We start from the raw sequence: 13,188 nt of genomic DNA on the forward strand, positions 1-13,188 counted from the left end.
AATTTTTTATTGAGATGTCAATAGGATCAAATCAATTATTCGAGATGAATATCCAATTTCATTGTCATACCAACCTACAACTTTTACCATTTTATCAATAACCGAAGTAAGTTGAGCGTCAAATATACATGAATTTTTGTTTCCTATAACATCAACTGATACAATTGGATCTTCCGTGTAATCTAAAATTCCTTTTAAACTGGTTGCTGCTGCATTTTTAAAGGCCATGTTTATGTCCTCAATACTCACTGCTTTTTTAACATTAAATGTAATGTCTGTAAGTGATCCGTCAGGAACAGGAACGCGAATTCCACACCCTCCAATTTTGCCTTCAAATTCTGGAAAAATTTTTGTTAAAGCCTTTGCAGCTCCCGTGGTAGTAGGAACTATTGATTGACTAGCGCCACGTGCTCTGCGTAAATCCTTGTGTGGTTGGTCGTGTAAACTTTGATCAGTAGTGTACGAATGTATGGTCGTAATGTAGGCTTGTTCAATACCACAAAGCTCATTGATAACCTGTATCATTGGAGCGGCATTATTCGTGGTACAACTCGCATTTGATATTATGATTTCAGAACCATCTAAAATGTGTTCATTTACTCCTAGTACTACAGTTTTGATGGTGTCAACTTCTGATGGAGCAGAAAGAATCACCTTTTTTGCACCTGCTTCAATGTGTTGGAATAGTTCTTCGTAGGTTTTGAACTTACCAGTTGATTCAATAACGTAATCGATGTTACAATCTTTCCAATTTAAGTTCGCTATGTTTTTTTCGTGAAAAAAAAGTACTTTTTTACCTCCAACAGATATACCTGTTTCATCATGGCTAACAGTTTCGGATAAAACACCGTGTATACTATCGTATTTAACAAGGTGTGCCATTGTTTTTTTGTCGGCAATATCATTGATAGCCACAACTTCAATGGTTGGGTGATTAAGGAGTAATCGGAATAAATTTCTACCGATTCTTCCAAAACCGTTTATAGCAATTCTTATCATAAGTGTAAAATTCTAAAGATGCCGCACACATTTTGTATTTGTGTTTTGCGGTTTACAAAATGTGTTTTTGTGCTTTGTATGACGAACGAACTAATGGGCCGCTCTCTACATGACGAAAACCAAGTTCCAATCCGTATTGCTCATATTTTGCAAATTGTTCTGGCGTGATGAACTCTTTTACCGGAAGGTGTTTTTTACTAGGTTGTAAATATTGACCAATTGTTACCACGTCTACATTGGCAGCTCTAAGGTCTCGCAAGGTTTGAAAAACCTCTTCTTCTTGTTCTCCTAAACCAAGCATTATACCTGACTTGGTACGATTGATTCCTTTTTCTTTTAGGTAGCGTAATACTTCAAGGGTACGATCGTATTTTGCTTGAATTCGAACTTCGCGCGTAAGTCGACGAACTGTTTCAACATTGTGTGAAACTACTTCAGGGTTAGCTTCTACAATTCTATCGATATTTCTTTCTATACCTTGAAAATCTGGAATCAAAGTCTCAAGTGTTGTGTTTGGGTTCATTCTACGGATTGCTTTTACCGTTTCAATCCAAATGATTGATCCTCCATCCTTTAAATCATCTCGATCTACACTTGTAATTACTGCGTGTTTGATATTCATGATTTTGATAGAACGAGCAACTTTTTCTGGTTCATCCCAATCTACGGTTTCTGGTCGGCCAGTTTTAACACCACAAAATCCGCAAGAACGTGTGCATACATTTCCTAAAATCATAAAAGTAGCGGTGCCTTCGCCCCAACATTCACCCATATTTGGGCAACTTCCTGATGTACAAATTGTATTTAAGCTATATTTATCAACTAAACCTCTTAGTTCAGTATATTTTTGACCTATTGGTAGTTTTACTTTTAACCATTTCGGTTTTCCAGTTGGCAAAGCAGTATCTAAAACAGTTTCCATATTTTATTTTTTCAAAGTACAAAGATAGCGAATCTTGTTTGAAGATATCCTAATCTAAAATGCCTTTTAGTGGTCGTTCTACCTCGTATTAACCTTCCTAAAGATAGATTTAACAATTGTTCGTTTCCTTGGTATTGGAAATATTCCTTTCAAAGGTAAAAATGATTTGAAAGTTAGACTTATTGCAGAGCATTTTGTTTGTGATTTGGATAAAAATGTATCTTTGAAGTCACAATCAACAATAAATTTAGCAAATGAAAAATAATTTGAAAACTAGTTTAGTTTTAGGAACTTTCATGATGTGTCTATCTTCTCAGGCGCAAATTAATTTAAAAGAAGGAGCTTTAGGAGCCTTGAGTAAAGGTGCAGCAAGTCTTACTTTTAGCGATGCTGATGCGGCACAATTATCAAAAGCTGCAGTAACTAAAATGGACGCTGAAAATACTGTGGCTGGACCTACGGATCCTTATACTGTGCGCTTGAATAGGGTTTTTGGTAAACACACTAAAAGCGAAGGGTATACTTTAAACTACAAGGTGTACAAGTTGAATGAAGTAAATGCATTTGCAACAGCCGATGGTAGTGTTCGTGTATATTCTGGTTTAATGGATATTATGGATGATAATGAACTTTTGGCTGTAATTGGTCATGAAATTGGTCACGTTGCCAATAGTGACACAAAAGATGCAATTAAGGCTTCATACAGAAAAGAGGCTTTAATAGGTTTGGCCGCTTCACAATCAGAAAAGGTTGCCGCTATCACCGATAGTCAATTGGGTAAAATTGGAAGCAGCATGATTGATAGTAAACACAGTCGTAAGCAAGAGTCTGAGGCGGATGAGTTTTCATATAACTTTATGAAAAGTAACGGTTACAATGTGAATGCAGTAGCTTCTGCTTTTTCGATTTTAGCTAAAATGAGCGAAGGATCGCAAGCATCATTTCTAGATAAAATGATGAGTTCGCATCCAGATCCCAAAGAGCGTGCTGAAAATGCTAGACTTAGAGCTGAGAAAGATGGTTTGTTCAAGCCTTATGTGCAGCAAAAACCAGTTGTCAAAAAGACTGTGGTGAAAAAGCCGGTAGCAAAAAAGAAAAAATAGTTTTCTGGTATATAATCATAAAAAAAAGCAGAACTTTTGTTCTGCTTTTTTTATGTCAAGACTATAGATTTTTTAATTTAATTGCACTACAATAGGCAAGCTATATGCGGTTCGTACCGGTTTGCCATCTATCATTCCTGGTGCCCATTTGGTGCGTAATGATTTAAGTACTCTGATAGCCTCGCGACCTAAACCGTGTCCAGGATCTTTTTTAACTGTAATGTCGGTCATGCTACCATCTCGTTCGATAACAAATGCAACATATATTTTAATGATACCGCTACCGTCAATTTCTTGTTTTTCGAAATTATTTCCCACATAGGTGTAAAATTTATTAATTCCTCCCGGAAATTCTGGTAGTTTATCTAATGCAGCGCTTACTACTGCCGTGTTTCCCGGGTCAGTACTTGGAGCTGTTCCCGTAGTTGAACCAGTACTTGTGCTTGAATTTATACCAATTGTTCCTGAGCCTTCACTTGTGGTAGGAGTATTTGCAATAATAGCTGCTGTAGTAGGAACATCTTGAGTAGCTTGATCTGTAGCTACTACCACAGGGTTTACAAATGGAACATTCTCTACCGGATTTGCTAATCGATTTTTAACAGGAGGCAAAGCGCGTTGTACTGGTTTTTCTATTTGAACAATATCAGTTAGTTTGACCGTAGTTTCAATAATTTCTGGAAGTGATGGTTTTACTATTTCACTAGGGTTAATAGCTCGAACAATAGCAGGAATGCTTATTGCGGTTACCAAAACGCTTACTCCAAAAAATAATGCTCTCAAAGTTGTTTTTGTACTCTCTTGACGCAATTGATAGGCGCCATACTCTTTGTTTCTGTCTTGAAAAACAAAATCAATCCAACCGGTTTCGTAAATGCTTAGTTTTGACATGATAATTAGATTTAGTGGTTAGGTACAATTAAATCATAAGCCAAGTATTTTTATTATCAATAACGTAGGGATAGGAATTTTATTATCTAAATTTAATAATTTATTTTCAAATAGTGTATTAAAATCTTAATTATTTAACTTTTTTGTTGTGATGTATTTTATGCGAAAAAAAACGCATCTTGGAAGATACGCTTATAGATTTTAATTAATTGCCTAATAGGAATTGTTTACTTTGTAGATTTACCTTGAATGATAGCCGCCAGCAGTTTTTTAGCTCGCAGTAGCCTAATTTTTACATTGGGCAAAGGATCACCAGTTTTATCAGCTATTTCTTGGTAGCTCAATTCTTGAAAGTAGCGCAATTGAATTACTTCTTGATAAATGGGTTTTAACTCTTTGATGAATTGCAACAATTGCGATAAGTTCTGCTCGGTGATTAACTCGTCTTCGGCTGATGGTGTAGTATCGGCAATATTATATGCTTGCTGGTCTTCCTCGTCAGTAATTTCAATAAATAGATTGGTTCTTTTTTTGCGCAGTAAATCAATATGTACATTTTTGGCGATAGCAATTAGCCAGGTGTTGAATTGAAATTCAGGATTATAACTACTTAATTTATCGAATGCTTTTGAGAACGTTTCGATGGTAATATCCTCAGCAGTAGTTTCGTTCTCGGTGCGCTTGAGCATAAAACCATATACCTCATTCCAGTAATAATCCAATAGAAAGGTGAAGGCTGTTTGGTCGCCTAATTTTGCTTTTTCTATTTGATGTATTATTTCCACGAGGCCGGTTTTGAGAATAGGTTAACAATGAAAATATTGAATTGTGTAAAAACCAACACCAATTCAACAATAGGAAACCATAATTTAATATCTTTTTCTTGAAGTTTTCCTGCTGAATAACCAATCATAATCCATGCCACAAGATAACGAACTGCAATTAAACTTACTACTGCAATCCATTGAAATTGAAATGCTAAAAGCGGAATAGGAAGAATAAAAAACAACAATTGTGAGCTGTAAAAAGTGCCTAGTTGCAACTGATCTGTGAATTTATAATAACTTGCTGTAGCAATGTGTCGGCGTTTTTGGGATAACCAATCCGAAAATGTTGTTTTTGCAATTGATTGTGTGAAACTTTCAGGTGCAAATACAATAGTTGTATTTTTTTTGGTAGCCGCTTGATTAACAAAAAGATCATCATCTCCTGAACGTATTTTCATATGCTCGATGAAACCGTTTACATTAAAAAATTCTTCGCGTTTGTAGGCTAAGTTGCGACCAACTCCCATGTACGGGCGACCCATTTTTGCCCATGAAAAATATTGTACTGCAGTCAATAAGGTTTCAAATCGAATCAGTTTGTTTAAAAATGATCCTGAAATTCGTTCGTATTTTCCATAACCCAAAACAATTGTTTTTTGCATGGTAAACTGCGAGCTCATTGCGGTAATCCAATCTTTCGAGGTTGGGAAACAATCAGCATCGGTAAATAATAAGTATTCTTTTTTAGCTGCTTTTATACCCAACGTAAGAGCGTATTTTTTATTCCCCCAAAATGCTTCGTTATTGGCTACTTTTACTAATCGAATGTTAGAGTATTGTTTTTCGTATTCCTCAAAAATATCTAGTGTACGGTCGCTGGAAGCATCATCAATCAGTACAATTTCAAAATCAGGATAATCCTGTGCAGCCAAAATAGGGATGAATTTGGATACATTTTCTTCTTCGTTTTTGGCGCAAACAATTACCGAAATTGGGATGCGCTTAGATGTGATTTTTTGCGCTTTCGCAAAAGCAAAGGTTCTAAAAACACCCAAATAGTAAGCAATTTGAACGAAAACAATAAAAATAAAAAAGTAAAATAGGATAATAAGCATTTGAATTTAGTGAATTTTAAAACCGATGTTTTGTGGGCTGCAAAGGTATGAATTCAATTGCGAAATGTTAAGTACTATTTTAAAATTTCGAAAGATTTTAAATCGGACATTTTTTCATTTCCTGTGCTGTATCTATTGATTGGTGCGAATTGATTTTTTCTAATTCTGAAATGATATTTTGATAGTTTTTTTGATCTCTGTTTTGCGACATTTTTCGTGTAGCATTTAGTTCAGTGATTTCAATTTCAAAAGCTATTATTCCGTTGGCTTGCTGCATGGTTTCATCTGATAAATCCTCGATACGAACCGGATTTTGCTGGTCTTTTTCGTATTTGTCAACTAATTTTTTTAGGGAATCAATTACAGCATCGCCCGTTACTATTTTTACCTTACCATGAATTTGTACCGCAATATAGTTCCAAGTAGGTACGTTTTCGTGATCGTACCAGGATGAAGAAATGTAGCTATGCGGCCCTGAAAACACAGCCAAAACTTGATCGTTCTCCAAAAAACCTTGCCATTGCGGGTTGGCTTTTGATAAGTGACCGTATAAAATTTCGGTACCATCTGGTCTTGTTTCTAACTCTAACGGAATGTGAGTAGCGCACAAACGACCTTGCGTTTGATTTATTAAAATACCAAAACTATTTTCTTTTAGAAATTTTTGAATTTCGGCTTTATTCTCGTTTTTGTAAATTTCAGGTATGTACATATTAGGTGGTATTTAAAGCGCCATTTTTACGAATCACAATTTTAAATAATATTGACTTCGGCCTCTATGGCAATGCCAAAGGTTTTAAAAACGGTATCTTGAACAATTTGAGAAACTTCTAGAATTTCTTTACCAGTAGCCGAGCCGTAATTTACTAAAACCAATGCTTGATTTTTGTGAATTCCAGCATCGCCAAAGCGTTTTCCTTTTAAACCAGCTTGTTCTATAAGCCATCCAGCAGGAACTTTTACCTCCGTAGCGGAAATATCAAAATATTTCATTTCTGGAAACTTTTGATGAATGGGTTCAAAATCAGTTTTCTTTAAAATCGGATTTTTAAAAAAGCTACCACTATTTCCTAACTCTTTAGGGTCAGGTAATTTACTTTGACGAATGGCAATTACAGCCTCACTTACCTCTTTTAACGATGGAGTTTCAATGTTTTTTTTGGCCAATTCCGCTTTAATATCTCCGTATGATATGTTGATATTGTGTTTGTTTTTCGTCAATTTAAAAACTACTGAGGTAATGATGTACTGGTTTTTTGCCTCATTTTTAAATATGCTTTCACGGTAACCAAACTGGCATTCTTCTTTCGTGAATGTCCTCATTTCTTGGGTAGCAATTGTCATTGCAGTACAAGACTCAAAAGTATCTTTGATCTCGGTACCATAAGCGCCAATGTTTTGTACTGGAGTTGTGCCTACATTTCCGGGTATGAGCGACATGTTTTCTAAGCCTCCAAAATTGTGTTCGATTGTCCAAAGTACAAATTCGTGCCAATTTTCACCTGCTTGACTTTCAACCCAAACAAAATCGTCGTTTTCCTGAATGATTTTTTTTCCTTTTATATCAATATGAAGTACAAGTGCATCGATGTCTTTTGTAAGTAACATATTGCTGCCACCTCCTAAAATAAATTTCGGTTTATCGCTATATGATTGTAAAACCTGCTGTAAAGTACTGATGTTTTGAATAGCAACAAACTCTTTGGCATGAGCGTCAATGCCAAAGGTGTTGTGTTTTTTTAATGAAAAATTAGACTGTATTTCCATGAATAGGACTGCGTTTTTGTATCGTTTTGTATGGTTCAAAAGTAAGGATTAAAATTTACTTGGATACGTTTTCAACCAGATATGCATCATAAACAACGGCATAATGTAAGGCGTCATGTTAGTATTGCCATTTTCTAGTTGTTGAACTAATTTTTCAATTTTAATATTTTCAAAATAGGGCATTTGAAATAAATCACTTTTTGAAAATATCTGTAATTCCTCTCTAAAAGCGGGACTTTTAGTAATGTAATCGCCCCAAGGAGCGCTTAATCCTACTTTTTTAAAATCAAGAATATCACTTGGTAACCGCTGCTGCATTGATTTTTTGAGAATGTATTTCCATTTTTTACCAGTAAAAAGCCATTTATCGTCTAAGGTTCCGAGCCCTACAATTAATCGTGGGTCTAAAAATGGTTCTCTACATTCAATCGAGGCGCCCATTGTACAGCGATCGTTGCGGTCTAGCAAACTACATAAATAAGTGTGTTGGTCAAAATATAAAGCTTGACGGCGTAGGTTACCGGGATAAAGTTCCTTTGCTTCTTTGTAAACAAGGTTACGGTACTCGTTTTTGGGTTGGTTGTTAATGCCATACGTGTCAGCAATGTCGTCAGGATAAATATTTGATCCGTTGAATAAAATTAAATCCGACTTTTTTTCGATTTTAGAGTAGCGCGCCAATTTGTCGTAACGCGGATTTTTTGAAAAAACATCAAATGAAATAATGGTACTAATTGATTGTAAAATAGTAGGATATTGTAATGCTTTATACCGCACATAGCCTCCCATTAATTCGTCTGCACCTTCACCTGATAATAATACTTTTACTTTTGGTTTTGCCATTTGCGATACTGCCAGGAGGTGAGGTTCACTCAAGTGCATCAACGGCTCATCTTGGTAGTAAGTGGCCTGAATCATTTGATCGTATAAGTTTTGATCTTCGAGTTGTCTGCTGTGAAAACCATATTCTAATTGGGCCGCAAATGCTTTGGCAAGATGTGATTCATTATGTTCTTTTTCTTTGAATCCGATGTTAAAGGTTTGAATGTCTTTAAACCCTTGGTGGTGTAACGAGGCCAAAATGGAGGACGAATCTAATCCGCCACTAAGCATCACGCCCACAGGCACGTCACTTACCATACGCAGTTTTACAGCATCATCAAAAGTGTTTGTAAACCATTCTTCAGGATTTTTAATTGGCGATTGATTTTCTATTTCTGATTTTAAATTCCACCAGCGCTCAACAGTTGTTTTGCCACCTTCATCAAAAGTCAGAACATGACCAGGTAGCACTTTGTGTACATTTTGATACAAAGTATTTTCGCCAGCTACAAATCGATTGAAAACATATTCTTCTAAACCATCTTGAGCCAATTTTAAGGGTACGCCAGCTACAAATAACGCTTTTTGCTCTGAAGCAAAATAAACAGTATCATTGAATTGACTGTAGTACAAAGGTTTAACGCCCATTCGGTCACGAATAAGGGTTAGTTTTTTTAAATGATTGTCCCAAATGGCAATAGCAAACATCCCGTTCAGTTTGGGTAACATTTGTAGGCCGTACAATTCGAATAATTTCAATAAAACTTCGGTATCAGAACTGGTTTTTATCGAGATTCCGTTGGCTTTTAGTTCTGGATAAAAGCTTTTAAAATTATAAATTTCACCATTATAAACCATGCTATAACGGCCGTCATCAGATCGAAAAGGTTGGTGACCGGCAACAGAAGTGTCAAGAATAGAGAGGCGTCTGTGAGCTAATCCTATGTTTTGATTGATATATAATCCTTTGTCGTCAGGGCCTCTATGTTCGAGAGCATCTCGCATTTTTGTAAGGACATGTTCATCTACTTTTTTTTGTGGATGTAAATGATAAATTCCGTTAATTCCGCACATTTTACTTGGGGCTATTTGTGTTTATTAGTTCGTGGTATTTTTTTGCAATAATTTTCATGTTCGTGGCATAATTTGCATTTTGTTCCAAAAACAATCTGTTTTGCAAAACCGCCTGCGAACGATATTCAGGCTGTTCAAAGGCCCAAATGAGTTCGTTGGCGAGACTTATATAATCATCAACAGGTATTAATTGTCCGTTTTTTCGATGTGTAATCCAACTTTGATTGCCTGGTAAATCAGTCACAATTGGATAACATTGACTGGCCATTGCTTCAAATAATGAGGCCGAAACGCCCTCTGTAATGGGCATGCTGATATAAAAATTTGACTGTTGCAACAGTTGTGGCAATTGTGAATTGTGAATGCGTCCTGTAAAATGAACTTTAGTATCTATATTTAATTGTTTAGCTAGATTTTTTAATTTTTCGAGCTGGGTACCATCTCCTATAATGGTAAGTACGAAATCGAAACCCTTTTGGTTGATAATAGCAAAAGCTTTTAAGATAATATCATGACGGTATTCTGGCAACAGTGAGCGCGTAACAATGGCTTGTATTTTTTGTGGATTGGCGGTGTTGTTATTGCTAAAATTTTGTAAATCGATTCCTTTAGGTAGTACCAGCACCTTGTTCATATCAACCTTTGCAGCTATCATAGAATGTGTCATTACGGGACCCCACGCATGAATTAAATCTGCTTTTTGAAAAGCATAGTTTTGGATCACTTTTTTTAAGGGCAAAAGGATTGAGTTTTCTGGCCACAAATCAGTTCTACCTTGTTGCGCAATAGCTATTGGTTTTAAGTTGGATAGCGCAGCTAGAAATCCATAACTTGTAGTGCGTTCAGCAATGATCATATCAGGCTGTTCCGCTCGAATTAATTTTTTAATTTTAAAAATAGCTAATTTGTATTCTAAAATTCGTAAAACTCTGTTGCGCATGGTATCGCTTGGGGTTTTTAGCTCCCAAGTAATCATTTCAAAATCTCCAAATTCTTCTAGCCCCTTGATCCAAGTTATAGCATCGGCTCTGTAAGATTCTCCAAGAAAAAGTATTTTTCTTTTAGCCATTTCGCACTATTCGGAGGTTAAAGCTCTGTTTATAAAATCGTTCAATGGTTTTAAAAGAATTAATTTTTGAGCCACAGTTGTCACAAAGTCAGGTTTTGCAGCTGCTTGAAAATCTATTTTTTGTGAGGTTTCAAAACTTTTTAATTTTAAAAATTCAATGGCTGGATGCTCTTTTTCGTAACCGCGAGGTGGATTTTTCAAGGTGTTTTTTTCGTCGCGATCAAAATCTCCAAATTCTTTTTTGAAGTTTTTTTCTTGTAATATAGATTCAAGATCGTCATAGAAAAAAGCGATTTCCTTGCGCATTTTTTTTAAATCTTCGGCTTCAGGACAATACAAGCCGCCAGCAATAAAACTAGCACCGTTTTCTAAGTGAATGTAATATCCGGAACGGGTGATGCCTTTTCCTCCAGATGAAAGCCAAATGCCTAAATGCGATTTGTATGGTGTTTTATCTTTTGAAAATCGGATGTCACGATTGATGCGGAATGTACAATTTTTAACCTCCAGCATTTCTAAAGTAGGATCCAGAGGTTTCATGACATCCAGCAAAGTGGCTACCATGTTTTGATAATCTTTTTTGAAAGCTTCGTATTGTTTTTTATGGTCTAAAAACCAATCTCTGTTGTTGTTGGCTTTTAAATCATCTAAAAAAGCAAGAGTGTTTTTTGAAAGCATTGCCTTACTGTATTTGTTTTCTTAAATCTTCTTCACTTACAAAACCTGATTGTCTCCAAACTAAAGCTTGGTTGTCATACAATAATAAAGTAGGTAATTCGCTAATTTTAAGTTCGGTCATAAGTGTTTTGTTTGCATCGGCATCAAGTCTTATGATAGTTGTGGCTCCTTTTTCTTTTTGCATGGCCGTAACATAGGGTGCCATTTTTTTGCATGGCGCGCACCACTCTGCGTAAAAATTGATTAATACTTTTGGGTTAGATTGCAAAAGTTGCTTGTATTGGTCTTGGGTCATCCCCATTATTTTACCAGAAGGTTTTGATAGTCCTGCGGCATCCCATTTTAAAATACCTCCTTGAAGTTCGTATATGGTGGTAAATCCTAATTGCTCTAATTTTTTAGCTGCGCTTTCGCTTCGGCCTCCGCTTTTGCAATACACAAAAACAGGTTTTGACTTGTCAAGTGTTGCTACTTTAGATGTAAAATCAGTTCCCATCCAGTTGATATTTTTGGCATTGTCAAGATGGTCGGCAGCGAATTCAGAAGGTGTACGAACATCTATGAGCTGTGCATTTGGAGTTGCAGCTAATTTTTCTGAAAATTCTGTCGCGGTAACCTTAATATTGTTTTTAGAAGTTTGACCGGTGCAAGAAATAAATGTGAAAACTAATAGTAAAAGGAATGACTTGTATTTCATGGTTGCTATTTATTTAGGCTAAAATACGGAATTTCTAAATTATCTTATAGGTCTGTTAGGTTTAATTGTGAAGTATTATAAATTAAAAATCGAATATGATTGCAAGGTCGATTTTACAATTGCCTCTGTGCGTTCCGGATGTGTATCTGAAATAAATAATTGGCCAAATGTGTCGCTGTTGACCATTTCTATTATTTTTCCAACACGAGTTTCATCTAATTTATCAAAAATATCATCAAACAAGAGCAGTGGTTTTACGCCGCTTTGCTTTTTTAAAAATTCAAATTGAGCCAGTTTTAAAGCAATCAGGTAGGATTTTTGCTGGCCCTGTGACCCAAATTTTTTAATTGGAAACTCGTCAATACAAAATGACAAATCGTCCTTATGAATACCAACAGAGGTATACTGTAACGCACGGTCTTTACCAAGGTTATCAGCCAAAAGTTGCAATAAGTTTTTAGTTTCTAAATGGCTTTCGTACTTTAACTGAACGGTTTCTTGTGATCCTGTTATTGCTTGGTGGTGTTTGTTGAAAATAGGAACAAACTGTTCTATGAAAGCTTTTCTTTTTTCGAAAATAAAACTACCATACTGCTCTAGTTGCTCATTATATATAGATAAGGTATCCGCATCAAAGACGTGATTCAAAGCAAAATATTTCAACAAAGCATTGCGCTGGCTAATTACTTTTTGATAATGAATTAATTGCTGCAAGTACTGCGCATCCAATTGAGAGATCACGCTATCCATAAACTTGCGACGGGTTTCACTGCCCTCAACAATCAAATCGCGGTCTGCTGGAGAAATAATCACAAGCGGAATAAAACCGATATGATCCGAAAATTTGTCATAAGCCTTGCCATTGCGTTTTAAAACTTTTTTTTGACCTTTTTTTAAACTGCAAACAATTTGCTCGGTGCGATCGTTTTTCTCAAATTCGGCATCAATCACAAAAAAGTCCTCACCATGTTTGATATTTTGTACCGCGAGCGGATTAAAATAACTCTTGCCATAGGCCAAATGGTAAATAGCATCTAATACATTGGTTTTGCCAATTCCGTTTTTACCCACAAAACAATTGATTTTATGGTCGAAACTAAAACTGACTTCAGAGAAATTTTTATAATTGAATAAGGAAATCTTTTTTAAATACATGAGTGGTGCTTGTGCTGGTATTGTTTGCTTTCAAGAGCATTTTTGTGGCTTTGAAAACGGGTGCAAATTATCGAAAATTATCCATATAACTTTCTTTTTGTTGGTCTTTGAAGCGGAAATAATGCAAGG

The 13,188-nt window shown here is 35.7% G+C and carries 13 protein-coding genes; 1 reads left to right on the forward strand and 12 read right to left on the reverse strand.

What is annotated here, in order from left to right; translation table 11 throughout:
- Window positions 1–6: 6 nt before the first annotated feature.
- Window positions 7–999, reverse strand: a complete 993-nt coding sequence (gap, locus tag L1S34_RS09375; RefSeq protein ID WP_236363804.1) for a type I glyceraldehyde-3-phosphate dehydrogenase — start codon at window positions 997–999, stop codon at window positions 7–9.
- 52 nt (window positions 1,000–1,051) lie between these two features.
- A complete protein-coding gene (lipA, locus tag L1S34_RS09380) occupies window positions 1,052–1,921 on the reverse strand; it encodes a lipoyl synthase (RefSeq protein WP_166136576.1) in 870 nt (289 codons plus the stop codon).
- 254 nt (window positions 1,922–2,175) lie between these two features.
- On the opposite strand from lipA, the gene L1S34_RS09385 reads away from it, so the two are divergent.
- Window positions 2,176–3,024 carry a M48 family metalloprotease gene (locus L1S34_RS09385; RefSeq protein ID WP_236363805.1) on the forward strand — a complete coding sequence of 283 codons (849 nt, stop codon included), beginning with the start codon at window positions 2,176–2,178 and terminating at the stop codon, window positions 3,022–3,024.
- Window positions 3,025–3,096: 72 nt separating this feature from the next.
- On the opposite strand, the gene L1S34_RS09390 is transcribed toward L1S34_RS09385, so the two are convergent.
- The 10 genes from L1S34_RS09390 to recF form a co-directional block, all read right to left on the reverse strand.
- A complete protein-coding gene (locus tag L1S34_RS09390; RefSeq protein ID WP_236363806.1) occupies window positions 3,097–3,915 on the reverse strand; it encodes an energy transducer TonB in 819 nt (272 codons plus the stop codon).
- Window positions 3,916–4,142: 227 nt separating this feature from the next.
- A complete protein-coding gene (locus L1S34_RS09395) occupies window positions 4,143–4,700 on the reverse strand; it encodes an RNA polymerase sigma factor (protein ID WP_236363807.1) in 558 nt (185 codons plus the stop codon).
- Window positions 4,691–5,797: a glycosyltransferase gene (locus L1S34_RS09400; protein ID WP_236363808.1), complete on the reverse strand. Its 1,107-nt coding sequence runs from the start codon at window positions 5,795–5,797 to the stop codon at window positions 4,691–4,693. The genes L1S34_RS09395 and L1S34_RS09400 overlap by 10 nt, the downstream gene beginning before the upstream one ends.
- Before the next feature lie 97 nt (window positions 5,798–5,894).
- On the reverse strand, window positions 5,895–6,509 hold the full coding sequence (locus L1S34_RS09405) for an FMN-binding negative transcriptional regulator (RefSeq protein WP_236363809.1): 615 nt from the start codon (window positions 6,507–6,509) through the stop codon (window positions 5,895–5,897).
- 41 nt (window positions 6,510–6,550) lie between these two features.
- Window positions 6,551–7,603: a UDP-N-acetylmuramate dehydrogenase gene (gene murB / locus L1S34_RS09410; RefSeq protein ID WP_255710770.1), complete on the reverse strand. Its 1,053-nt coding sequence runs from the start codon at window positions 7,601–7,603 to the stop codon at window positions 6,551–6,553.
- A gap of 9 nt (window positions 7,604–7,612) precedes the next feature.
- Window positions 7,613–9,460, reverse strand: a complete 1,848-nt coding sequence (asnB, locus tag L1S34_RS09415) for an asparagine synthase (glutamine-hydrolyzing) (RefSeq protein ID WP_236363811.1) — start codon at window positions 9,458–9,460, stop codon at window positions 7,613–7,615.
- A 1-nt stretch (window position 9,461) separates the two neighbouring features.
- Window positions 9,462–10,529 (reverse strand): glycosyltransferase family 4 protein, encoded by a 1,068-nt coding sequence (locus L1S34_RS09420; protein WP_236363812.1) that lies wholly within the window; start codon window positions 10,527–10,529, stop codon window positions 9,462–9,464.
- 6 nt (window positions 10,530–10,535) lie between these two features.
- A complete protein-coding gene (locus tag L1S34_RS09425) occupies window positions 10,536–11,207 on the reverse strand; it encodes a DUF2461 domain-containing protein (protein WP_236363813.1) in 672 nt (223 codons plus the stop codon).
- 4 nt (window positions 11,208–11,211) lie between these two features.
- The gene (locus L1S34_RS09430) at window positions 11,212–11,904 is read right to left on the reverse strand and encodes a thioredoxin domain-containing protein (RefSeq protein ID WP_236363814.1); all 693 of its coding nucleotides are present in this window, start codon (window positions 11,902–11,904) and stop codon (window positions 11,212–11,214) included.
- Between the two features lie 75 nt (window positions 11,905–11,979).
- A complete protein-coding gene (recF, locus tag L1S34_RS09435) occupies window positions 11,980–13,059 on the reverse strand; it encodes a DNA replication/repair protein RecF (RefSeq protein WP_236363815.1) in 1,080 nt (359 codons plus the stop codon).
- Between the last annotated feature and the right edge of the window lie 129 nt (window positions 13,060–13,188).

The sequence above is a fragment of the Flavobacterium sp. K77 genome, assembly GCF_021608205.1.
Lineage (GTDB): Bacteria > Bacteroidota > Bacteroidia > Flavobacteriales > Flavobacteriaceae > Flavobacterium > Flavobacterium turcicum.

What these genes read in the sequence shown, in the direction of transcription:
- L1S34_RS09385 (WP_236363805.1), top strand. Translation starts at nt 2,176, where the DNA reads ATGAAAAATAATTTGAAAACTAGTTTAGTTTTAGGAACTTTCATGATG.
- recF (WP_236363815.1), bottom strand. Translation starts at nt 13,059, where the DNA reads ATGTATTTAAAAAAGATTTCCTTATTCAATTATAAAAATTTCTCTGAA.
- L1S34_RS09420 (WP_236363812.1), bottom strand. Translation starts at nt 10,529, where the DNA reads ATGGCTAAAAGAAAAATACTTTTTCTTGGAGAATCTTACAGAGCCGAT.
- L1S34_RS09400 (WP_236363808.1), bottom strand. Translation starts at nt 5,797, where the DNA reads ATGCTTATTATCCTATTTTACTTTTTTATTTTTATTGTTTTCGTTCAA.
- gap (WP_236363804.1), bottom strand. Translation starts at nt 999, where the DNA reads ATGATAAGAATTGCTATAAACGGTTTTGGAAGAATCGGTAGAAATTTA.
- L1S34_RS09425 (WP_236363813.1), bottom strand. Translation starts at nt 11,207, where the DNA reads ATGCTTTCAAAAAACACTCTTGCTTTTTTAGATGATTTAAAAGCCAAC.
- L1S34_RS09405 (WP_236363809.1), bottom strand. Translation starts at nt 6,509, where the DNA reads ATGTACATACCTGAAATTTACAAAAACGAGAATAAAGCCGAAATTCAA.
- asnB (WP_236363811.1), bottom strand. Translation starts at nt 9,460, where the DNA reads ATGTGCGGAATTAACGGAATTTATCATTTACATCCACAAAAAAAAGTA.
- L1S34_RS09390 (WP_236363806.1), bottom strand. Translation starts at nt 3,915, where the DNA reads ATGTCAAAACTAAGCATTTACGAAACCGGTTGGATTGATTTTGTTTTT.
- L1S34_RS09430 (WP_236363814.1), bottom strand. Translation starts at nt 11,904, where the DNA reads ATGAAATACAAGTCATTCCTTTTACTATTAGTTTTCACATTTATTTCT.
- lipA (WP_166136576.1), bottom strand. Translation starts at nt 1,921, where the DNA reads ATGGAAACTGTTTTAGATACTGCTTTGCCAACTGGAAAACCGAAATGG.